Origin of the sequence: Collinsella sp. OM04-5 (assembly GCF_003439125.1) — a bacterium.
Lineage (GTDB): Bacteria > Actinomycetota > Coriobacteriia > Coriobacteriales > Coriobacteriaceae > Collinsella.
Window position 1 is genome coordinate 116,039 of the sequence record NZ_QSUU01000003.1, and the last position, 20,918, is coordinate 136,956.

Here is a 20,918-nt window from a genome sequence, read left to right on the forward strand (position 1 = left end):
TAAATAGTTAAAACGCTTCAGTTTATTGAAGCGTTTTAGTGTGCCTTTTACAGGAATCTTACCACTCACCGAATTATTTATTGCTATCATGCAAGACGTAGGGTAAATCTCCGATCGCAAGGAGACACAAATGGTGAAAAAGTCACCGGAAAACACTACTCCCGCAATTGTGGACAACGTAGAGGCGCTTGAGGCTAAGCTCGCTCAGATGCGAGAGGCCCAGGCGCTTTTTGCTACGTACACGCAGGAGCAGGTCGACAAGATCTTCTATGAGGCCGCCATGGCCGCCAACAAGGCTCGTATCCCGTTGGCGAAGATGGCCATCGAGGAGACCGGCCGCGGCGTTCTTGAGGACAAGGTCATCAAGAACCACTACGCCGCAGAGTACATCTACAACGCTTACAAGAACACCAAGACCTGTGGTGTCCTGGAGCGCGACGAGGCCTACGGCATCACCAAGATCGCCGAGCCCATCGGCATCGTGGGCGCCGTCATCCCGACGACCAACCCCACCTCCACTGCGATCTTCAAGACGCTGATCAGCCTGAAGACCCGCAACGCCATCATCATCTCCCCGCACCCGGCTGCCGCCAAGTGCACCATCGCCGCCGCTAAGCTCGTGCTTGACGCCGCCGTCAAGGCCGGTGCCCCCGAGGGCATCATCGGCTGGGTCGATGTCCCCTCCATCGAGCTGACCAACATGGTCATGCGCGACGTCGACATCATCCTCGCCACCGGTGGCCCGGGCATGGTCAAGGCCGCCTACTCCTCGGGCAAGCCCGCCTTGGGCGTTGGCGCCGGTAACACCCCGGTCGTCATCGACGACACCGCCGACGTGCTGCTCGCCGTCAACTCCATCATCCACTCCAAGACCTTCGACAACGGCATGATCTGCGCTTCCGAGCAGTCCGTGACCGTCATCGACACCATCTATGACCAGGTTAAGGCCGAGTTCCAGAAGCGCGGCTGCTACTTCGTCAAGCAGGGTGCCGAGATGGAGGCCCTGCGTGCCGCCATGTTCAAGAACGGCGCCCTCGATCACCGCATTCCCGGCATGGCTGCCGCCAAGATCGCCGAGCTCGCCGGCATCGAGGTTCCCGCCAAGACCAAGATCCTGATCGCCGAGGTCACCTCCACCGACCCCGCCAAGGAAGAGTTCTCCCACGAGAAGCTTTCCCCGGTCCTGGCCATGTATCACGCCAAGGACTTCCAGGAGGCAGTCGACAAGGCCGAGCACCTGGTGCTCGCCGGTGGCCCGGGCCACACCGCCTCTCTGTACGTGCACCCCGCTCAGGCCGAGAAGATCAGCCTGTTCGAGCACGTCATGAAGGCCTGTCGTATCGTCATCAATACCCCGTCCTCGCACGGCGGCATCGGTGACCTGTACAACTTTGGCATGAAGCCGTCTCTGACCCTGGGCTGCGGCTCCTGGGGCGGCAACTCCGTCTCCGAGAACGTTGGGGTGAAGCACTTGATCAACGTTAAGACTGTGGCCGAGCGCCGTGAGAACATGCTGTGGTTCCGCGCTCCCGAGAAGGTCTACTTCAAGAAGGGTTCCACGCCCGTCGCCCTCGACGAGCTCGGTACCGTCATGGGCAAGAAGCGCGCCTTCATCGTCACCGACCAGTTCCTCTTCAAGAATGGCAACACCCGCGCCATCGAGGCCAAGCTCGACGAGATGGGCATCGCCCACGACTGCTTCTACGACGTCGAGCCCGATCCGTCGCTGCAGTGCGCACGTCGCGGCGCCAAGCAGATGGCTCTCTTTGAGCCTGACGTGATCATCGCCGTCGGCGGTGGCTCCGCTATGGACGCCGGCAAGATCATGTGGATGATGTACGAGCACCCCGAGTGCAAGTTTGAGGACATGGCCATGGACTTCATGGACATCCGCAAGCGTATCTTCACTTTCCCCGAGATGGGCAAGAAGGCCTACTTCGTCGCCGTCCCGACCTCTTCGGGTACCGGCTCCGAGTGCACGCCGTTCGCCATCATCACCGACAAGGAGACCGGCATCAAGTGGCCGCTCGCCGACTACGCGCTGCTCCCCAACATGGCTATCGTCGACGCCGACAACTGCATGACCGCCCCGCGCGGCCTGACCGCTGCCTCCGGCATCGACGTCATGACCCACGCCATCGAGTCCTACGTCTCCATCATGGCTTCCGACTACACCAAGGGCCTCTCCGAGCGCGCTGCTAAGCTCGTCTTCGAGAACCTGCCCTCCAGCTTCACGAACGGCGCCAAGGACCTGCATGCCCGCGAGGAGATGCACAACGCCTCTTGCATGGCCGGTATGGCCTTCGCCAACGCCTTCCTGGGCCTCAACCACTCCATGGCTCACAAGCTCGGCGCCTTCCATCACCTGCCCCACGGCCTCGCCAACGCCGTCATCCTGACCCGCGTTATGCGCTACAACGCCGCCGAGGCTCCCGTCAAGATGGGTACCTTCTCCCAGTATCCTTACCCCAACGCGCTGCACAACTACGCCGAGATGGCCAAGTACTGCGGCATCGAGGGCAAGGACGACAAGGAGGTCTTCGAGAACTTCATCACGAAGCTCGAGGAGCTCAAGGACTTCATCGGCGTCAAGAAGACCATCGCCGACTACGGTGTTGACGAGCAGTACTTCCTCGACACCCTCGACGAGATGACAGAGCAGGCATTCAACGACCAGTGCACCGGCGCCAACCCGCGCTACCCGCTCATGAGCGAGATCAAGGAGCTCTACCTGGACGCCTACTACGGCCGCGAGCCTCAGGACTACGCCGTCTGCTAGTTTTAGCACGGTTTTTAACGGCGGGGGTGCACGGGTGTTTCACACACCCCCGCCGTCGCTTCTATCGCATCGTTGAAAGGATGCAACCATGCTGCTACCCGATTCCAAGACCGAGCTCGTCCGCCGTGGCAACAAGGTCGTTTACGACCTGGGCGACAAGATCGTCAAGGTCTTTAACGAGACCAAGCCTGTCTCCGACGTGTTCAACGAGGCTTTGAATCTTGCCCGCATCAATGAGTGCGGCATCCGCAGCCCCAAGGCTCTCGAGGTTTCCCAGCTCGAGAACGCCAACGGCTGGGCGCTCGTGACCGAGAAGGTTCCGGGCACCACCCTTGCCGAGAAGATGACTGCCGAGCCCCAGCGCTTTGGTGAGTATCTCGAGATGTTCGTCGACCTCCAGATCGAGATCCACGGCTACACCTCCCCGCTGCTCAACCGTCAGCGCGACAAGTTCGCCCGCATGATCGACAGCCTTGATCAGCTCAATGCCACCACGCGCTACAACCTTCAGGAGCGTCTGGACGGCATGACCAAGGAGTTCAAGGTCTGCCACGGCGACTTCAACCCCTCCAACGTCATCGTCGGCGACGACGGCCAGCTCTATGTGTGCGACTGGGCACACGCCACCCAGGGCTCCCCTGCTGCCGACGTTGCCACCACCTACCTGCTCTTCGCCCTCAACAGCAAGGATCAGGCTGAGGCCTACCTGGAGCTCTACTGCGACCGCGCTGACATGCCCATGCAGGTCGTGCGTCAGTGGACGAGCATCGTCGCCGCTTCCGAGCTCGCTCGTAAGCGCAACGTGAACGATGAGTTCCTGAAGAACTGGATCGACGTCGTCGATTATCAGTAATATCTGAGCGATTTATTTCGCATCGGAGGCACAAGAAAACCCCGCAGCTCATTATGAACTGCCTCCCATTTCTTGGACACAAGAAATGGGAGGCTTTTTTATGGCTGGAAACGCTTTGTACGACGTCGGGATGAGGCTGCGAGCGGCAGAGCTGCACGACGAGGGGCACGGCCGCGCGGCGATCGCGGCCCTTCTCGGGATGCCGGAGGAAACCGTGAGAGAATGGCTGTGCACCTACAGGTCTGCTGGTATCGAGGTTCTGGCCATGATGGGAAAGAAACACACCGCCTATTCGTTCGAGACGAAGCTGGCCGCCGTCAGGGCGGTCGTCGACGAGGGCATGACGAAGCCCGAGGCCATGGAGAAGTTCGGGATAGCCTCGCCAAGCCCTTTCAAGAAATGGCTGAAGGCCTACAGGGAGGAGGGCCCGGAGGCGCTCAGGCCAAAGCCCAGGGGGAGGCCGAGGGGGTCCGGCTCCCCGTCCGGGGAGACGACGCGCGAGCAAGAGCTCGAGCGCAGGATCAAGAGGCTCGAGGCGGAGAACGCCTACCTAAAAAAATCGATCGCCCTGAAGGCGGAGAAACGCTCTCGAACGGCGAGAAGGCCGCGGTCGTGAGCGGGCTTTCAGGGCAATACCCCCTCGCCGGCCTGGCGAGGTCGAGCTACTACTACGCGCTGTCGCACCCGAAGGCTCCCACCAGGCCCGAGCTCTGGGAGGCCGCCGCCGAGATATTCTCGCGCACCGCCAACGGGTGCGGCCACAGGCAGATCGCCATGTGCCTGCGCGCCGAGCGGGGCGTGCGCATAGCCGACAAGACGACGCTGAAGATGATGCGCGAGATGGGCATCAGCTGCGGGATCCGCCGCGAGACCGACTACCACAGGTACAACTCGTACAGGGGCAAGGTCGGAAAGACCTTCGAGAACGTCATCGGCAGGGACTTCGCCGCCGACGGGCCGTGGGAAAAGATGGGCACCGACGTCACCGAGTTCAAGCAGCCCTGGGGCAAGGCCTACTTCGCGCCGGTCTACGATTTCGGCAGCAAGGAGATCGTCGCCTGGTCCACGTCGCTGCATCCCAACATGGCCCAGCAGCACGAGCTGCTCGACCAGCTCGTGTCCAAGATGCCCGAGGGCTCCAGGCCGGTCCTGCACTCGGACATGGGCTGGCAGTACCAGCAGGCCGGGTGGTGCAAGCGGTTGGAGGAGGCCGGCGTGGTGCAGAGCATGTCCCGGAAGGGCAACTGCATCGACAACGGCGCGACGGAGCAGGTGTTCGGCCATATGAAGGACGAGTTCTTTCGCGGAAGAAAATGGCCTTGCTTCGAAGACTTCAAGAGAGACCTGGACGAATACATCATCCATTGGAACACGAGAAGGAGGCAGGTTAAACTGAAGGGACTGACCCCGGAGGAATTCCGGAATCAGTCCCTATGTGCGGCGTAGGCCGCTTATTAGCCCGTCCAAGAATTGGGGCGCAGTTCAATATGGGCTGTGGGGTTTTCTTTTACCCGTCGAGCTAATTCACGCAACAAAAAGGACTGCCCCGCATCTCATCCTAAGAGAGATACGGGGCAGTCCCGCAATTACATCTACTAGCAGAAATGTCGATTAACGGCGTGCTGCCTTCACAAGCTCGGCGACCTTGGCGACGACCTCATCAATCGCCACATCCTCGCGCTCGCCCGTAGCACGGTCCTTGAGCTCAACGGTACCGTTCTTAAGGCCGCGCTTACCCAGAATCACCTGATACGGGAAGCCCATAAGGTCGTTGTCGGCAAACTTAAAGCCAGGACGCTCATCGCGATCGTCGACGACGACCTCGATACCCTCGGCGCACAGACCCTCGACGATTTGGTCGCAGACAGAAGCGCACTCCTCCTTCTTGGGGTCGAGCGGAATCACCGCGACCTCGTACGGGGCAACGGAGACCGGCCAGACGATACCGTGCTCGTCGTTATGCTGCTCCACGACGGCAGCGAGCGAGCGAGACACGCCCACGCCGTAGCAACCCATGATGAGCGGCTTCTCCTTGCCATCCTCGTCCATAAAAGTGGCACCCATGGCCTCGGAGTACTTGGTGCCCAACTGGAAGACCTGAGAGACCTCGATACCGCGGGCAGCGGAAAGCGGCTTGCCGCAGTGCGGGCAGGGGTCGCCGGCAACGACAGTGACAAGGTCGGCCCACTCGTCGACGGAAAAATCGCGCTCGGGGCAGGCACCGGTAAAGTGATAGTCGACCTCGTTGGCACCGCAGGCCCACTGCTTGGACTCACGCAGGCTCTCATCGCAGACCAGACGAATACCCACGGGCAGGTTAACCGGTCCGATAAAGCCCTTATGCAGACCGTAGGTCTGGAGCTCCTCGTCGGTCATCATGCGATAGCCCTTGCCAAAGACGTGCTCGGCCTTGCAGTCGTTGAGCTCGTGATCGCCCGGAACGATAGCCACAACAGGCTTACCCTCGGCATCGATGAGCGCCAGGGACTTGCGCGTGCCGTTCTCGGGGAACCCAAAGAACTTGGCAACAGCCTCGATGGTGCCCATACCCGGAGTCTCGACCTTGGTGAGCGTACCGTCGCCGGGGCCCTCGGTCACGACGACCTTGGTGCTTGCCGCCTCGTCATCGGCAGCAAAGCCGCAATCATCACAGTAGACCAGCGAAGCCTCGCCGGCCTCGGCCAGCGCCATGTACTCGACGGAGGTGTCGCCACCGATCTCGCCGGAATCGGCGACGACGGGCAGAGCCTTGATGTAGCAGCGCTCGCAAATGTTAGCGTAGGCCTGCTTCATCTTGTCGTACTCCTCCTGCAGGCTCTCCTGCGTGGCGGAGAAGCTGTAGGCGTCCTTCATGATGAACTCGCGACCGCGCATCAGGCCAAAACGGGGACGGAACTCGTCGCGGAACTTATCCTGGATGTGATAGAGGTTCACTGGCAGCTGCTTGTAGGAACGCAACTCATTGCGCACCAGGGCCGTGACGGTTTCCTCATGCGTGGGTCCGAGCACAAACTCGCGGCCGTGGCGGTCATCAAAGCGCACAAGCTCCTTGCCATAGGCATCGATACGGCCGGACTCACGCCACAGCTCGGCATCGACCATGATGGGCATCATGAGCTCCTGGGCGCCGGCAGTGTCCATCTCGTCGCGCACGATGTTCTCGATCTTGCGAATCGAGCGCCACGCGAGCGGCAGATAGGAATAGAGACCGGCGGCCTCCTTGCGGATCATGCCGGCACGGAGCAGCAGGCGATGGCTCGCAAGTTCGGCGTCGGCCGGATCCTCTTTGAGCGTCGGAGCATACAGCTTAGACATATACATTGCTCGAGTCATTTATTTCTCCTCAATAAGCTTGTCGACCTCGGCCATAAGCGCATCGACAATTTGGTCCTCAGCTACTTTACCAATGATCTGGCCATGCGAAAAGAGCAAGGCCTGACCACGTCCGCAAGCAACGCCCAGGTCGGCATCAGAAGCCTCACCGGGGCCATTAACGGCACATCCCATGACGGCAATCGAGAGCGGCGCGGTATAGTTCTTAAGCCGCTCGGTTACTTCCTCGGCGATAGGAATCAGGTTAACCTGACAGCGGGCGCACGTGGGGCACGAGACAATCTCGGGGCCGCGGCGACGCAGGCCCAACGACTGCAAAATTCCCCAGGCGACCGGCGGCTCCTCAACCGGATCGGCCGTGAGCGAGACGCGCATGGTGTCACCGATACCCTCAGACAGCAGGATACCAAGACCCACTGAGCTCTTGATGGTGCCCTGCAGCTTGGTACCTGCCTCAGTTACGCCCAGGTGAAGCGGAACGTGGGGAATCTCACGCGACAGGGCTCGATAGGTATCGAGCGTCGTCTGCACGCTATGGGCCTTGGCCGAAAGCACAATGTTCTTAAAGCCGCGGTCCTCAAAGTGCCGCACAAAGCGCTCGCTAGACATCACGAGCTTCTCGGGCTGCGTGAGGTCTTCGCGCTCGGCGATATCCTGCTCAAGCGAGCCCGCGTTCACGCCAATGCGAATCGCGCACCCAGCAGCGCCCGCGGCATCGATCACGGCATCGACCTTGGCCCAATCGCCAATGTTGCCGGGATTGATGCGGAGCTTGGCGGCACCGGCCTCAACGGCACCAATGGCGAGCTTATGGTTAAAGTGGATATCAGCGACAATCGGCACCGGAGACTCGGCACAGATGGTGCGGAAACCCTCAAGCGCGGCCTCGGTAGGCACGCTCACGCGCACGATATCGCAGCCAGCCTGCGCCAACGCGCACACTTGCGCAAGCGTTGCCTGGGCATCAGCGGTATCGGTGCAGGTCATAGACTGAACCACGACCGGAGCGCCACCACCGATCTGCACGCCGCCCACATGCACGGGGCGCGTCAACTCGCGAGGCAAAGGATGGGATAAAGACAATCCAAACACTCCCCTACAGAATAAATCGAAGGATGTCGGAACGAAGCATATAGACAAACAGCAGTGCAAAGAGCGCGATGCCGACATAGCTGACGATTGTCTGCACTTTGAGCGGCAGCTCGCGGCCCGCAATCTTTTGAATGATCTCGATGACCAGCTTGCCGCCATCGAGAGGTGGGATGGGCAGCAGGTTCATAAAGCCAAGCGAGAACGAAATGAGGGCGGCAAAGGAAAGGAACGTGGCAGGGCCGGCAGCAGCGGCCTGTGAGGACATAACGCTAATACCCACGATCGAAGAAGACTGATCGAGAATCTCCATCGTATGCTGCGGCTGGAGCAGGCGCATCACGCCATCCGCTGTCTGCACGACATAGGAGAACGACAGGCGAGCCGACGTGATGGGGTCTAAACGGACCACCTGCGTAGAGGCATACACACCTAGGCGCTCGTCCTCTTTGAGCGCAACCGTGGTCGAATGCTGCTTGCCGTCACGCTCGTACTCGATGGCGATATCGTCCTTACCGGCAGCCTTGCCGATGGCATCGTAGACATCCATCCAAGTGGAACATGAGACACCGTCAACCGAAAGGATCGCGTCACCGCCCTCGATACCCGCCTTGGCGGCAATAGACCCCTCGTCAACCTGACCGATCACGTTGGTATCCATCGGCACGGTGACACCCGCAATGGAATAGATGCTCATAAGGAGCAAAAAACCCGTCAGGATATTGACGATAATGCCCGCGAGCAGCATAAAGGCGCGCTTGAGAAAGCCTTGGCCAAGATAGGTGTGCGAGCGCTCTTGCGCAAGGAACTCGGCCTCGCCGCACGGCAGCTCCCACACATCGCCCTCGGCAGTCGCATGTTCGCGATCGAAACGGCGACCATCAAAGGTGGTATAGCCTGCCTTGTCTCGCGGCAACGTCTGATATTTGGTGGGATAGTAGCTCGGCGAGGGCTTCTCCCCTTCCTCATACCAGGGCGCGATGGAGCCCCAGCCCAGCAAAAGGGCGCATGCCTCGAGCACATCCTCCTCGGAAAGCTCGAGCTCGACAGCAAGGTCGGCCACGGTCACGCGACCATGACGATAGATAGCCGCGAGCACGCGGTCGGCGCACGAAACATCGGTCGGATCCATACCGCAGATGGCAGCGTAGCCACCCAGCAGCAGCGGGGTCACGCCAAACTTGGTTCCAATGCGACGCGACGTGTAATGGATGTCAAAGCGGCACGGCAGACCCAAAAAGAACTCGGTCACACGGACGCCGCAGGCGCGCGCCGCCAAAAAGTGGCCGCCCTCGTGCAAAAACACGAGGACGGAAAGCATCAGCAGGCCCCAAAAGACCGATGAGAGAACGCTCAGAACAGTATCCATAAAACGAAAAAGCAATCCTTATGGGTTAGGAACGGGTTGCGGCGAGCACCTGCGCAGCCTTTTCACGCGCCCACGCATCGGTGTCGCGAAGCTGCTCAAACGAATCGACCACCTGCATATCGTGGGCGTACATGCAGGATTCCACAATGCGATCGATATCGGTAAAGCTGCAGCCATCGTGCAGGAAGGCATCGACGGCGACCTCGTTGGCGGCATTGAGCACGCACGGCATGGTGCCACCCGTCTTGCCGGCACGCTCGGCCAGTGCCAGACAGCGGAAGGTATCCATGTCGGCAGCATCAAACGTGAGCTGCCCCAGCTCGCGGAAATCGATACGAGGCGCCGGAGTATCCCAACGCTCGGGATACGAGAACGCGAACTGGATGGGAATACGCATGTCGGATGCACCGAGATGCGCCATCACGGAGCCGTCGGCGAACTCGACCATAGAGTGAATCTTGGACTGACGCTGCACGACCACGTTAATGAAATCGAGGTCGCAGTTAAACAGATGCATGGCCTCAATGCGCTCCAGGCCCTTGTTCATGAGGGTGGCGGAGTCAATGGTAATCTTGGCACCCATGGCCCACGTGGGATGCGCGAGGGCATCGGCACGCGTCACGCGATCGAGCTCGTCGCGCGTGCGGCCAAAGAACGGACCGCCCGAGCAGGTGAGCCAAATGCAGTGGGCCTCGCGCGGGTTCTCCCCCAGATAGCACTGGTAGATGGCGGAATGCTCAGAGTCGACCGGAATAAGCTGGCCCGGTTGTGCCAACGGCATAAGCAAGTCGCCACCGACGACGAGGGACTCCTTGTTGGCAAGGGCAAGGCGCTTATTCGAGGTCAAGGCCGCATGGCTCGCCTCGAGACCGGCGGCGCCCACAATAGCGACAAGCACGCAGTCGACATCGTCGCGATGCGCGAGCTCGCAAACCGCCTGCGCGCCAACGCCGAGCTTCGTTCCCTCGGGCAACTCCTGCAGCACGGCGTCATCGCCATGATCGACATCGGCTACGGCAACCGCCGGAACCGAGAACTCACGGGCAGCGGCAACGAGCTCAGAGGTACTGGAGTTAACGGACAGCGCCGTCACCTGCAGGCGATCGGCATGCTGGCGGCACACATCGAGCGCCTGGGTGCCGATAGAGCCTGTACAGCCCAGGATGGCAACACGGAGACGTCCATCGGAGCCATACGTCGTCTGGAAGGACATTACAGCACGCCTCCGATCATCAGCAACAGCTGCGCGGTGATGCAGCCGAAGATAAGCGAATCGCTACGATCGAGCATGCCGCCGTGGCCCGGGATAAGGTTGCCGGAATCCTTGACGCCCACACCGCGCTTGATACGCGACTCGATAAGGTCGCCGATAACGCCCAGAATGGACACCACCACGCCGCACAGCAGCGCATAGGGCAGGCTGAGCTTGTAGAAGTGCGTCGCCCACAGGATGAGCCAAATCAAAACCGAGCCCAAGATGCCGCCGACAAACCCCTCCCAGCTCTTTTTGGGAGAAATCTTGGGAACCATCTTGTGCTTGCCGATACGGCTGCCCACGATGTAGGCAAACGAATCGGAGACCCAAAGGGACGCGCAAACGCCCACTGAAAGCAGGGCGCCGGCAAAACCGGGCACGGCATCGCGCAGCAGCACGATAGCCGACAGCATAAAGCCAGTGTAGATGGGACCCATGAGCGTCACGGCCACATCAGAGATGCGGGTACGCGGCGACCAGACATACCAAATGCCCACAGCGAGCATCAGGGCAAAAAGCAGGGCATTCAGCAACATCGAATCGCCCAACGCCGACAGCGGAAAGAGTACGGCGGCAGCGATACCCATGCGCTCGTTAGCCATCTTGCCATCGAGCCTTGTCATACGGAAAAACTCATAGCAGCACAGACCGCTCATGACAGAAACAAAGATGGCCGTGGGCACGATACCCAAAACCAAGCACAGGATAAAGACAACGGCGTAGACGATACCGGCGGCGGCACGGGTAATAAAGCCCGCCAGCCACGAACCGGTACCGTTCTTCGCTGCAGGCGCTCCCGCAGCGGCAGCTTTGCGCGCAGGCGTCTTGGGAGCAGATGCCTTGGGACGATCGGACACGATTAAGCCTCCTCGGTCTTGCTCAGTCCACCAAACCTACGGTCACGGCCCTGATAGGCCAAAATGGCGTCGACAAGGCCCCAACGATCAAAGTCGGGCCAATAGGTATCGGTGACGTAGAACTCGGAATAAGCCACCTGCCACAGCAGATAGTTCGAAAGGCGCAGCTCACCAGAGGTGCGAATCACAAGCTCAGGATCGGGAAGACCGGCGGTATAGAGGTGGGAAGCCACCATGTCGTCATCAATTGCGGCAGGATCGATCTTACCGGCGGCAGCGTCGAGTGCAATCTGACGGACAGCGCGGGTAATCTCGGCACGCGCGCCGTAGTTGACGGCAAGCGCCAGCGTCATACCGGTATGATCGGCGCACTCGGCAAGACCGCGTTCAAAAACGTCGCGGGTCTTCTTGGGCAGCGCGGAAATGTCACCCAAAAAGACAACACGCACGTTTTCGCGCTTCAGAAGCGGCAGCTCGTCGATAAACGTCTTGGCAAACAGATGCATCAAAACGTTGACCTCATGCTGCGGACGGTTCCAGTTTTCGGTAGAAAACGCATAGGCAGAAAGCACGTCGACGCCTAGGCGCACGCAGGCGGTAATGATCTCGCGCAGCGAGACGATACCCGCCTTATGACCCTCGGTGCGCGCAAGACCGCGCGACGTAGCCCAACGACCGTTGCCGTCCATGATGCACGAGATATGGTGCGGAATCTTATTGAGGTCAAGGTCGGAAAAACCGACGCCCGCAGGGGCGTCGGCAAAGTACTCGACCAGTTTATGCTCGTCGTATTGCACCTTAGATCTCCATGACCTCGGCTTCTTTTTCCTTCAGAAGCTCCTCCACCTTGGCGACATACTCATCGGTGTGCTTCTGGACCTTGGCCTGCTCGCGACGGACATCGTCCTCGGTGAGCTCCTCATCGCGCTCGAGCTTATTGTTGAAGTCGCGACGGATGTTACGGATAGACACCTTGGCCTGCTCGGCGTACTCGCGGCACTCCTTGACGAGCTCGCGACGGCGCTCCTCAGTGGGGGCCGGGAACGGCAGACGAACGACGGTGCCATCGGAGTTGGGGGTAATGCCCAGATCGGAAGCGCCGATGGCCTTGACGATAGCGTTGATGAGCGCCTTGTCCCACGGCTCGATGAGCAGCATGTGAGCCTCGGGGGTCTTGACGGCGGCAACCTGCGTGACCGGCGTGGGGACACCGTAATAATCAACGGTGATGTCGGACAGAATGTTGGCGTTGGCGCGGCCGGTACGAACCTTGGAGAAGTTGTGCTTGAGGGACTCGAGCGACTTGTCCATATGGGCGGTGATGTTCTCTGCCATGCTTAATCCTCCTGATAGACGAGCGTGCCGACGGGCTCACCCGAAAGCGCGCGCTTGACGGTGTCCTCGCCATCGATGTTGAGGACCAAAATCGGCATACGGTTATCCTGACACAGTGCCGTAGCCGTGGAATCCATAACCTGCAGACCGCGGACGAGAACCTCGTGATAGGTAATCTTGTCAAAACGGACGGCATCGGCGCACTTGACGGGATCCTTGTCGTAGATGCCGTCAACCTTGGTGGCTTTAATCAGAATCTCGGCGCCAATCTCGCACGCACGAAGAGCCGCGGCGGTGTCGGTCGTAAAGTACGGATTGCCCGAACCGGCAGCGAAGATGACGACGTTGCCCTTGGACAGATGGTTGATAGCGCGGCGACGAATATAGGGCTCGCAGATCTCGTTCATCTGGATAGCGCTCATCACGCGGCAGGGAACATCGTTATGCTCGAAGGCATCCTGCAGGGCAAGCGCGTTCATAACGGTTGCCAGCATGCCCATGTAGTCGGCCTGAGCACGCTCCATGCCACCGGCAGCGCCGGCCATGCCGCGGAAAATATTGCCGCCGCCGACAACGACGCCGACCTCATGGCCAACGGCGAGCAGCTCCTTGACCTGTTTGGCAAGATGGTCGGTAACCTTGGGGTCGATGCCATAGTGGCCGTCGCCCATCAGTGCTTCGCCAGAAAGCTTCAGAAGCACGCGTTTATATCGGATGTCGGACAAAGCGATCCTCCTTTAGATTGAACTCTCAACATTCTATCAAAGGCTCTAAGAAGAGCCATGAAAAAGCAGGCTGTGAGTAAAACCCACAGCCTGCTCATTACCAGCTACAAGAGCTTATTTACTCGCCACGGACCAGACGGTCAAAGGCAACGACGGTAATGGTGTCGCCGAGCTCCTTGGAGACCTGCTCAGCGTACTTCTTGATGGTGAGGGAGCTGTCCTTGATGAACTCCTGCTCGGTGAGCACGGACTGCTTGTAGAACTTCTCCAGACGGCCGACAGCCATCTTCTCCTGGATAGCCTCGGGCTTGCCGGACTCGGCAGCCTGAGCCATGTAGATCTGCTTCTCGTGCTCGACGGTCTCGGCCGGAACCTGATCGCGGGTGGCGCAGATCGGGGCAACGGCGGCAACCTGAAGGGCAACGTCGTGAGCGAAGGTCTTGAAGGACTCAGCCTGAGCGGTCTCGGCCTTCTCGAAGGCGAACTCGACGAGGACGCCGATCTTACCACCCATGTGGATGTAAGAAGCGAGCGCGCCGTTCTCGGCCTTGCGGGCGGCGAAACGGGAAATCTTCATGTTCTCGCCCATGATGTGAATCATCTCGGTGAGCTCGGAGGAAACGGTCTCCTCGCCCATCGGCTTCTCGAGCAGGGCGTCGACGTCAGCAGGCTCGGTGGTAGCGACAACCTCGGCGACCATGGAAGCAAAGCCGGTGAACTTGGCGTTGGAGCCAACGAAGTCGGTCTCGCAGGAAAGCTCGAGCAGAGCGCCGGTCTTGCCATCCTCGGAGACGAACGCGGCGACAGCGCCCTCGTTGGTCTCACGGCCAGCCTTCTTGGCAGCCTTGGCAAGGCCGTTCTTACGCAGAACGTCGACAGCAGCGTCCATGTCGCCGTCTGCCTCGACGAGAGCCTTCTTGCACTCCATCATCGGGGAGTCGGTCATCTCGCGGAGCTGCTTGACCATAGCGGCGGTAATCTGGGCCATTGTGGTTCCTTTCAAAGAGATGAAAAAGAATTAACTAAGACTGATTTACTCGGCCTTGGGCTCAGCGGCCATCTCGGCCTCGGAGACCTGCTCCTTGCCGGAGCCAGCGAGGCAGGCGTCAGCCATGAGCTCGCACATAAGGGTGACAGCGGAGATAGCGTCATCGTTGCAGGGGATGCCGTACTCGACCTCGTCGGGATCGGAGTTGGTGTCGATCAGAGCGACGACGGGGATGTTCAGGCGCTGGGCCTCCTTGATGGCGTTCTCCTCGCGCTTGGTGTCGATGACGAAGAGAGCCTGAGGCAGGCCCTTCATGTCGCGGGCGCCACCGAGGTTGGTCTGGAGCTTGGTGAGCTCCTTACCGAGAACAGCCTGCTCCTTCTTGGGCAGAACAGCCATGCGGCCGTCCTCGACCATGGCCTCGAGCTCCTCCATGCGGTTGATGCGAGAGCGGATGGTGACGAAGTTGGTCAGCATGCCGCCGAGCCAACGCTGGTTGATGTAGGGCATGTTGGCGCGCTCAGCAGCGTTCTTGACGGCCTCCTGAGCCTGCTTCTTGGTGCCGACGAACAGCACGTTGCCACCCTTGGCGACGTTCTTGACGAAGGTGTAGGCCTGATCGGCGTCGAGGATGGTCTGCTTGAGGTCGAGGATGTAGATGCCGTTGCGCTCACCGAAGATGAACGGCTTCATCTTGGGGTTCCAGCGACGGGTCTGGTGACCGAAGTGGCAGCCGGCCTCGAGCAGGGTGCGGATATTAATCTTGGTAGCCATGTTAAACCTCCTGTGGTTTGCCTCCGCGCGGGGTCATCCTCCAAAACCAACCCGGACATGTGCTACCAAAGCCCGGGCACCACGGTATGAAGTAGCCGCGCGTGCGTGATAAAAACATGTTGCCGTGAAGCAACCTGATGAATGATAGCAGGATTACCTCTTCCTGCCAACCCGCAATCAAAACCACACACCTAAGCACAACGTGAGCCACACAGCTTACTCGCCCCGGGGGTGGGCTTGGGTCACGGCGCGCTTAAGCCGGTCGGGCGTGAGATGCGTGTAGATCTGCGTCGTTGACAAGCTCGCATGTCCCAGCAGCTCTTGAACCGAACGAAGGTCCGCGCCGCCCTCAAGCAGATCGGTCGCAAAGGTGTGGCGCATCGCATGCGGGGCAATGTCGGCAGGGATACCGGCGAGCGTCGCCAGCATATGGAACCGTCGTCTGAGCATAGCGGCACTCATGCGATTGCCGCGAGCAGAAATAAACAGCGGATGCAGGCCGGCTGCGGCTTCGCAGCGCTTTGCCTGCGTGAGCAGCGCCGGTCTCCCCTCCTCGACATAGGTGCGTGTCGCCTCGAGTGCGCGACGATACAGAGGAACGATACGCTCCTTGCTCCCCTTGCCCCATAGCCGCAGCGTGCGCTCGGACCATGAGATGGATTCCACATTGAGCGCCGCAAGCTCTGAGATGCGCGCACCGGATGCATAAAGAAGCTCGAGCATCGTCGCATCGCGTAATCCGGCGGGCGTTGCGGTGTCGGGGGCGTGGAGCAGTGCCTCGACCTGCTGGGTCGTCAGCACACCGGGCAGGTCGCGCGGCAGCTTGGGCGAGGAAATCGCCGAGACCGCATCACCCTCCACGATCCCCTCGGCAGCCATCCATCGATAGAGCGATCGGATAGCCGACAAATGTGCCGCAAGGGTGCGAGGCGCCACCTGCTCGCGCGAAAGCTCGGCCAAATACGCGCGGACGGTACGCACGTCGGCCATACGCGCATCGACACCCGTACGCTCGCACCAGGCAGCAAAGCGCTCCAACCGCGATCCATAGGCAGTCACCGTATTGGGAGAGAGCCCCTCGACGCGGGCGATGTAGGCGATAAACGAGTCGACGATATCGTACAGGTCAAAGGCTATGACCGGTCGCCTCCAAACAAGTCGGAGCGTGTGGCCAAGTAGGCATCGAGAGCCTCGAGGGCGCGATCCGCATAAGCCTGGTAGCGGTCGCGCTTACTGCGGCGCTTGCCGTCCTCGAGCGGCGGCACCAGGCCAAAATTGACATGCATGGGCTGGTAGCCCACGGTTGCCGGATCGGTCGCATAGCCCACGAGCGCACCCAGGGCGCCCACGCGAGGAAGCTCCACAGAAGCCGCACCGATAGCCTCGGCATAGGTGTTAAGCGCAGCAAGCAGACCGGTCGCCACCGCTTCCATGTACCCCTCGGTGCCGGTGATCTGACCGGCGAGGCGCACACCCGTGCCAGGCACGGCAAAGGTGCCGTCAAGAACGTGTGGCGCATCGACAAAGGTATTGCGGTGCATGACGCCATAACGGAAGAACTCGGCATTCTCCAAGCCGGGAACCATATGAAAGACGCGCTTTTGCTCGCCAAAGGTCAGATTAGTCTGGAAGCCCACCAGGTTATAGGCGGTCTTTTCCTTGTTCTCGGCACGCAGCTGAATCGCCGCCCAGGGACGACGACCGGTTCGCGGGTCGGTGAGGCCGACAGGTTTCATGGCGCCAAAGCGGATAGCGTCCTTGCCGGTACGGGCGACCTCCTCGGCGGGCTGACAGGCCTGGAAGAGGTCGCCGCCCTCAAAGTCCTTGAGCACCACGCGGTCGGCGGTGGTGAGTGCCTCGATAAAGGCCTCGTACTCCTCCTTGTTGAGCGGAGCGTTGAGATAGTCGCCGCTCCCCTGCTCCTCGTAGCGCGACTGCGAGAACAGCACGTCCATATCGAGCGTGGAGGCATCGACGATTGGCGCGGCAGCGTCAAAGAACGCCATGGCGTCGCCACCGACGAGCTTCATGACCTCTTCGCTCAATGCCGGCGAGCACAGCGGACCCGCGGCAATGACCACGTGGCCCTCGGGAATCTGCGTGACCTCGCCGTGCACGACCTCAATACTGGGTCGGGCGGCAACCTCGGCCTCGACAAGCTCGGAAAACTTGACGCGGTCGACCGCCAGGGCACCGCCAGCGGGAACGGCCGCACGATGGGCGCAATCGAGCAGCACCGAACCCATACGCTCGAGCTCGGCCTTCAGCAGGCCAGCAGCAGAATCCGGACGGGTTGACTTAAACGAATTTGAGCAGACGAGCTCGGCCAAGTGATCGGTATGGTGGGCCGGAGAGCTCACCTGGGGGCGCATCTCGCACAGCTTTACGGCAAACCCGCGATCTGCCAGCTGGATCGCGCATTCCGAACCCGCCAGACCGCCACCGATAACCGTCACCTGATCGAACTGCATCTGCAAACACCTTTCTAATTGACACGCTTTCCATTGTGACCGAAGGGCGTCTGGGCGTGAAGCGCAAACTTTGAGGGCGCATACCTTCCATCCATCATGCGTTCGATAAGGCCCTCAAGCTCGAGCGAGCCCAAGAGCTTGAGCACGCCGACAGCATCAAGCGAGACGAGCGCGGCAATGTCATCGACCTTGAGCGGCGAGGCGATAAGCGCGTGCATCACGGCCTGCTGCGTGGGGTCGAGATCGGCAATACCGGGTGAATCGGGACGCGAGTAGCGCAGCGTGCCGTAGATGCGCGAAATGGCCATCTCGATTGATTCCTCGTCGATGATGCAGCAGGCGCCGTTAGCGATGAGGTAGTTGGTCCCGCGCGACTCGGGCGAAAGGATGGAGCCCGGCACTGCAAGGAGCTCTCGACCCAAGTCCATAGCAGCCTCCGCCGTGGAGAACGTACCCGAGGGCATGCCAGCCTCGGAAACAAAGAGTGCTTGCGACAAAGCGGCGATAACGCGATTGCGCCGCGGAAAGGCGAACTTACGCGGTCCCATACCCCACGGCGAAATCGAAACGACCGCGCCGCCCGTATCGAGTGTGCGCGTAATAAGCCCCGCGCTCGAACGCGGGTAGACCACGTCGGCGCCCGTCCCCAGCACCACGACGTGTTTGCCCCCGGCGTTGACCGCAGCCCAACCCGAGGCCTGGTCACAACCGACCGCGCCGCCCGAGACCACCGTCACTCCCGCCTCAACCGCTACCTTGGCCGCAAGCTCCGCCACAGCGAGACCATACGGCGATGCCTTACGTGCACCGATGATGGATAGCGCAGGCGTCGAAAGCACCTCGGCGTTGCCGCGCACATAGAGCGTCTGGGGTACATCAGAAAGCTCCAAAACGGTCTCGGGATACAACGCATCACCTGGATGCAGCTCGAAGGTCCCCTCGGCCATCATTGGTCCCTCCTTCCCTGGTACATCGCCGCCTCGAGCACGTGATCTTGCGACACCCGTTCGCTTTCGGCAACATCGGCGATCGTGCGCGCGATGCGTACCAGGCGCACGATGCCGCGACCCGTGAGATGTGTGCGCTTCGACAAGCCAAGCACGCATTTCTCGGCGGCCTCATCAAGCCCAAAGGTCGAAACGACACCGTCAATGGACCGCGACTCATCTTCCTCGGCCTCGGAGTCCGCATCGTCCATACGGGATTCACGCCAGGCGCGAAAGGCGCGCCCACGCACGACGTAATCGCGCAGATCGGCCGATGACATACCCTCAGCGCCCTCAATGATCACCTGAGGATCGGGGCGGGTCACATCGATCATCATGTCGATACGATCAGCCAAAGGACCGCGCAACTTGCCCCGATAGCGCTCGACCATCGAAGCGGAACAGCGACACGGCACTTCGCGATCGCCCAAAAACCCGCAGGGGCAGGGATTACTCGCGGCTAGCAGCTGAAAGCGCGACGGGAACGTAAAGGCCCCGTCAACACGCACGATCCTCACGTACCCACGCTCGATGGGCTGGCGCAGCGTCTGCAGCACGCCGGTGGGAAACTCGGCAAGCTCGTCCAAAAAGAGTACGCCGCCATGAGCAAGGCTAATTTCGCCCGGATGCACCGGACGCCCGCCGCCGATGAGTCCCGCGGTCGAAATGCTGTGATGCGGGCTGCGGAAGGGCCGATGCCCCGCAAGCAGTCCATCGATGTTCTCGCCCAAGACCGAATGGATGCAAAGCGCCTCTTGCTGGTCCTCGAGAGATAGCTCGGGCAAAATGCCCGTCATGCGCCGCGCAAGCATGGTCTTGCCCGAACCGGGCGAGCCGATCATGAGCAGGCCGAGCTCTCCGGCGGCCGCAAGCGCCATGCCACGTTTGGCGACCTCCTGACCCAGCACGTCGGCATAATCGAGCTCGGGATCAAAGGTCGCCTCGAGCACTTCAGAATCCAAATAATGCCGTGCAGCATCCCCCATGCCGTGGGCAAGCTGAGATAGATGGTCGATAAACCCGCAGTCAACGCCCGCAAGCGGGACATGCTGATCGGACCTGCCGGCGATAAAGGAAAGCCCCATATCGCGCGCCAACAGCTGAAACGCCACCTCGCCTTTGACGGGCAGCACGGTGCCATCCAGACCAAGCTCACCTGCGATAAGGCAGCGATCGAGGTTGTCACGGGGAATCTGCCCATCGGCCGCCAGAACCGCGACGGCAATCGGCAGGTCAAAACCGCTGCCAGTTTTACGGATATCGCCGGGTGCCAGGTTGACGGTAATGCCAGAGCGCGGGATCTCGAAGCCTGCCGAGCGCATAGCGCACCGGATACGCCCGCGCGACTCCATCACCTCCATACTCGGAATGCCGAGCATCTGGATGCCCGGAACGCCACCGGCAAGCGAAACCTCGACGGTGACGGGAATTGCCTCGACGCCGCGGATACAGGCCGCGTGTACGGCAAACGTCTCAAACGCCATCACGACACCTGCCAATCGAACGCATTGTACTGGTGCTCAATCTCGGCGATATGCCCGCCGCGGATGGTGACGCCCACGGCATCGAAGCGAATCGACCTGAGCGGATAGTGCTCCATGAGATAGCAACTTGCGATACGGCGATACCGACGCTGCTTTTGGGCGTCCACGGCCTCCTCGGGAAAGACCCGCGTGGTGCAATCCAGGGCGACGCGTCTCGTCTTGACCTCGGCCATCACCACGACATCATCGAGCTCATCGAGCAGCACCAGATCGGCTTCGCCCTCAATGCAACGATAGCCCTGCTCCAACAAGGTGTATCCACGCTCGTTAAAGTAATCGATGGTGATCAGCTCGCCCAGCATGCCGAGCTCGCGGGGACTGAGCCCCTTGATAAACTCGGGCGTAATCGCCCCGCAGTCGAGCTCGCCATCTTCCCAGCGCTCCTTGAGTTGCTGCGTCTTGCTCTTTTTGCTTGCGGCACACATGGGGTCTCCTTTCCCGCACACTGCATTGCCCCGATGATGAGGGCGCCTTTCATGCGGGTAAGTACCGGAAACAAACCAAAAGCTGACCAAATACCGACAAAAAACGGGCCGTACGCAACTATCACGTTGCACACG

The 20,918-nt window shown here is 60.6% G+C and carries 19 protein-coding genes; 4 read left to right on the forward strand and 15 right to left on the reverse strand.

Translation table 11 applies throughout. From position 1 onward, the window contains the following. Window positions 1–130 precede the first annotated feature (130 nt). The 4 genes from adhE (at window position 131) to DXB53_RS02810 (ending at window position 5,078) form a co-directional block, all read left to right on the forward strand. The gene (gene adhE, locus DXB53_RS02795) at window positions 131–2,779 is read left to right on the forward strand and encodes a bifunctional acetaldehyde-CoA/alcohol dehydrogenase (RefSeq protein ID WP_117583219.1); all 2,649 of its coding nucleotides are present in this window, start codon (window positions 131–133) and stop codon (window positions 2,777–2,779) included. A gap of 88 nt (window positions 2,780–2,867) precedes the next feature. Beyond that, window positions 2,868–3,632, forward strand: a complete 765-nt coding sequence (locus DXB53_RS02800; protein ID WP_006236119.1) for an aminoglycoside phosphotransferase family protein — start codon at window positions 2,868–2,870, stop codon at window positions 3,630–3,632. A gap of 100 nt (window positions 3,633–3,732) precedes the next feature. Then, entirely contained in the window at window positions 3,733–4,248 is a 516-nt protein-coding gene (locus DXB53_RS02805; RefSeq protein ID WP_117583281.1) for a helix-turn-helix domain-containing protein, read from the forward strand. Continuing rightward, entirely contained in the window at window positions 4,245–5,078 is an 834-nt protein-coding gene (locus tag DXB53_RS02810; RefSeq protein ID WP_117583220.1) for an IS3 family transposase, read from the forward strand. The genes DXB53_RS02805 and DXB53_RS02810 overlap by 4 nt, the downstream gene beginning before the upstream one ends. A gap of 165 nt (window positions 5,079–5,243) precedes the next feature. Here DXB53_RS02810 and DXB53_RS02815 read toward each other — a convergent pair whose 3' ends face one another. From DXB53_RS02815 to DXB53_RS02885, 15 genes are all read right to left on the reverse strand, one after another. Beyond that, window positions 5,244–6,953: a proline--tRNA ligase gene (locus DXB53_RS02815; protein ID WP_117583282.1), complete on the reverse strand. Its 1,710-nt coding sequence runs from the start codon at window positions 6,951–6,953 to the stop codon at window positions 5,244–5,246. A gap of 12 nt (window positions 6,954–6,965) precedes the next feature. Beyond that, on the reverse strand, window positions 6,966–8,048 hold the full coding sequence (gene ispG / locus DXB53_RS02820) for a flavodoxin-dependent (E)-4-hydroxy-3-methylbut-2-enyl-diphosphate synthase (protein ID WP_117583221.1): 1,083 nt from the start codon (window positions 8,046–8,048) through the stop codon (window positions 6,966–6,968). A gap of 13 nt (window positions 8,049–8,061) precedes the next feature. After that, window positions 8,062–9,423 carry an RIP metalloprotease gene (locus DXB53_RS02825; RefSeq protein ID WP_117564266.1) on the reverse strand — a complete coding sequence of 454 codons (1,362 nt, stop codon included), beginning with the start codon at window positions 9,421–9,423 and terminating at the stop codon, window positions 8,062–8,064. Between the two features lie 25 nt (window positions 9,424–9,448). Beyond that, window positions 9,449–10,636 (reverse strand): 1-deoxy-D-xylulose-5-phosphate reductoisomerase, encoded by a 1,188-nt coding sequence (gene dxr, locus DXB53_RS02830; RefSeq protein WP_117583222.1) that lies wholly within the window; start codon window positions 10,634–10,636, stop codon window positions 9,449–9,451. Continuing rightward, window positions 10,636–11,535, reverse strand: a complete 900-nt coding sequence (locus DXB53_RS02835) for a phosphatidate cytidylyltransferase (protein ID WP_233503786.1) — start codon at window positions 11,533–11,535, stop codon at window positions 10,636–10,638. Before DXB53_RS02835 ends, dxr begins: the two co-directional genes overlap by 1 nt. A 2-nt stretch (window positions 11,536–11,537) precedes the next feature. Next, window positions 11,538–12,332, reverse strand: coding sequence for an isoprenyl transferase (locus tag DXB53_RS02840; RefSeq protein ID WP_117583223.1), 795 nt, complete (start codon window positions 12,330–12,332; stop codon window positions 11,538–11,540). 1 nt (window position 12,333) lies between these two features. Further along, window positions 12,334–12,870 carry a ribosome recycling factor gene (frr, locus tag DXB53_RS02845; RefSeq protein WP_006236112.1) on the reverse strand — a complete coding sequence of 179 codons (537 nt, stop codon included), beginning with the start codon at window positions 12,868–12,870 and terminating at the stop codon, window positions 12,334–12,336. Window positions 12,871–12,872: 2 nt separating this feature from the next. After that, the gene (gene pyrH, locus DXB53_RS02850) at window positions 12,873–13,595 is read right to left on the reverse strand and encodes a UMP kinase (RefSeq protein WP_117583224.1); all 723 of its coding nucleotides are present in this window, start codon (window positions 13,593–13,595) and stop codon (window positions 12,873–12,875) included. A gap of 118 nt (window positions 13,596–13,713) precedes the next feature. Then, window positions 13,714–14,583 (reverse strand): translation elongation factor Ts, encoded by an 870-nt coding sequence (tsf, locus tag DXB53_RS02855; protein ID WP_117583225.1) that lies wholly within the window; start codon window positions 14,581–14,583, stop codon window positions 13,714–13,716. 45 nt (window positions 14,584–14,628) lie between these two features. Next, window positions 14,629–15,357 (reverse strand): 30S ribosomal protein S2, encoded by a 729-nt coding sequence (gene rpsB, locus DXB53_RS02860; RefSeq protein WP_006236109.1) that lies wholly within the window; start codon window positions 15,355–15,357, stop codon window positions 14,629–14,631. A 216-nt stretch (window positions 15,358–15,573) separates the two neighbouring features. Next, window positions 15,574–16,494 (reverse strand): tyrosine recombinase, encoded by a 921-nt coding sequence (locus DXB53_RS02865; protein WP_117583226.1) that lies wholly within the window; start codon window positions 16,492–16,494, stop codon window positions 15,574–15,576. Continuing rightward, the gene (gene trmFO, locus DXB53_RS02870; RefSeq protein WP_117583227.1) at window positions 16,491–17,828 is read right to left on the reverse strand and encodes a methylenetetrahydrofolate--tRNA-(uracil(54)-C(5))-methyltransferase (FADH(2)-oxidizing) TrmFO; all 1,338 of its coding nucleotides are present in this window, start codon (window positions 17,826–17,828) and stop codon (window positions 16,491–16,493) included. The genes DXB53_RS02865 and trmFO overlap by 4 nt, the downstream gene beginning before the upstream one ends. A 14-nt stretch (window positions 17,829–17,842) precedes the next feature. After that, complete coding sequence (locus DXB53_RS02875) at window positions 17,843–18,778, reverse strand: DNA-processing protein DprA (RefSeq protein ID WP_369831533.1); 936 nt, start codon at window positions 18,776–18,778, stop codon at window positions 17,843–17,845. Further along, complete coding sequence (locus DXB53_RS02880) at window positions 18,775–20,298, reverse strand: YifB family Mg chelatase-like AAA ATPase (protein WP_117583228.1); 1,524 nt, start codon at window positions 20,296–20,298, stop codon at window positions 18,775–18,777. Before DXB53_RS02880 ends, DXB53_RS02875 begins: the two co-directional genes overlap by 4 nt. Continuing rightward, window positions 20,298–20,783: a YraN family protein gene (locus tag DXB53_RS02885; protein WP_117583229.1), complete on the reverse strand. Its 486-nt coding sequence runs from the start codon at window positions 20,781–20,783 to the stop codon at window positions 20,298–20,300. Before DXB53_RS02885 ends, DXB53_RS02880 begins: the two co-directional genes overlap by 1 nt. Window positions 20,784–20,918 lie beyond the last annotated feature (135 nt).

Coding starts and splice junctions, on each gene's coding strand:
- adhE (WP_117583219.1), top strand. CDS start 131: ATGGTGAAAAAGTCACCGGAAAACACTACTCCCGCAATTGTGGACAAC.
- DXB53_RS02800 (WP_006236119.1), top strand. CDS start 2,868: ATGCTGCTACCCGATTCCAAGACCGAGCTCGTCCGCCGTGGCAACAAG.
- DXB53_RS02805 (WP_117583281.1), top strand. CDS start 3,733: ATGGCTGGAAACGCTTTGTACGACGTCGGGATGAGGCTGCGAGCGGCA.
- DXB53_RS02815 (WP_117583282.1), bottom strand. CDS start 6,953: ATGTATATGTCTAAGCTGTATGCTCCGACGCTCAAAGAGGATCCGGCC.
- DXB53_RS02825 (WP_117564266.1), bottom strand. CDS start 9,423: ATGGATACTGTTCTGAGCGTTCTCTCATCGGTCTTTTGGGGCCTGCTG.
- dxr (WP_117583222.1), bottom strand. CDS start 10,636: ATGTCCTTCCAGACGACGTATGGCTCCGATGGACGTCTCCGTGTTGCC.
- frr (WP_006236112.1), bottom strand. CDS start 12,870: ATGGCAGAGAACATCACCGCCCATATGGACAAGTCGCTCGAGTCCCTC.
- tsf (WP_117583225.1), bottom strand. CDS start 14,583: ATGGCCCAGATTACCGCCGCTATGGTCAAGCAGCTCCGCGAGATGACC.
- rpsB (WP_006236109.1), bottom strand. CDS start 15,357: ATGGCTACCAAGATTAATATCCGCACCCTGCTCGAGGCCGGCTGCCAC.
- trmFO (WP_117583227.1), bottom strand. CDS start 17,828: ATGCAGTTCGATCAGGTGACGGTTATCGGTGGCGGTCTGGCGGGTTCG.
- DXB53_RS02875 (WP_369831533.1), bottom strand. CDS start 18,778: ATGATGGCCGAGGGGACCTTCGAGCTGCATCCAGGTGATGCGTTGTAT.
- DXB53_RS02880 (WP_117583228.1), bottom strand. CDS start 20,298: ATGGCGTTTGAGACGTTTGCCGTACACGCGGCCTGTATCCGCGGCGTC.
- DXB53_RS02885 (WP_117583229.1), bottom strand. CDS start 20,783: ATGTGTGCCGCAAGCAAAAAGAGCAAGACGCAGCAACTCAAGGAGCGC.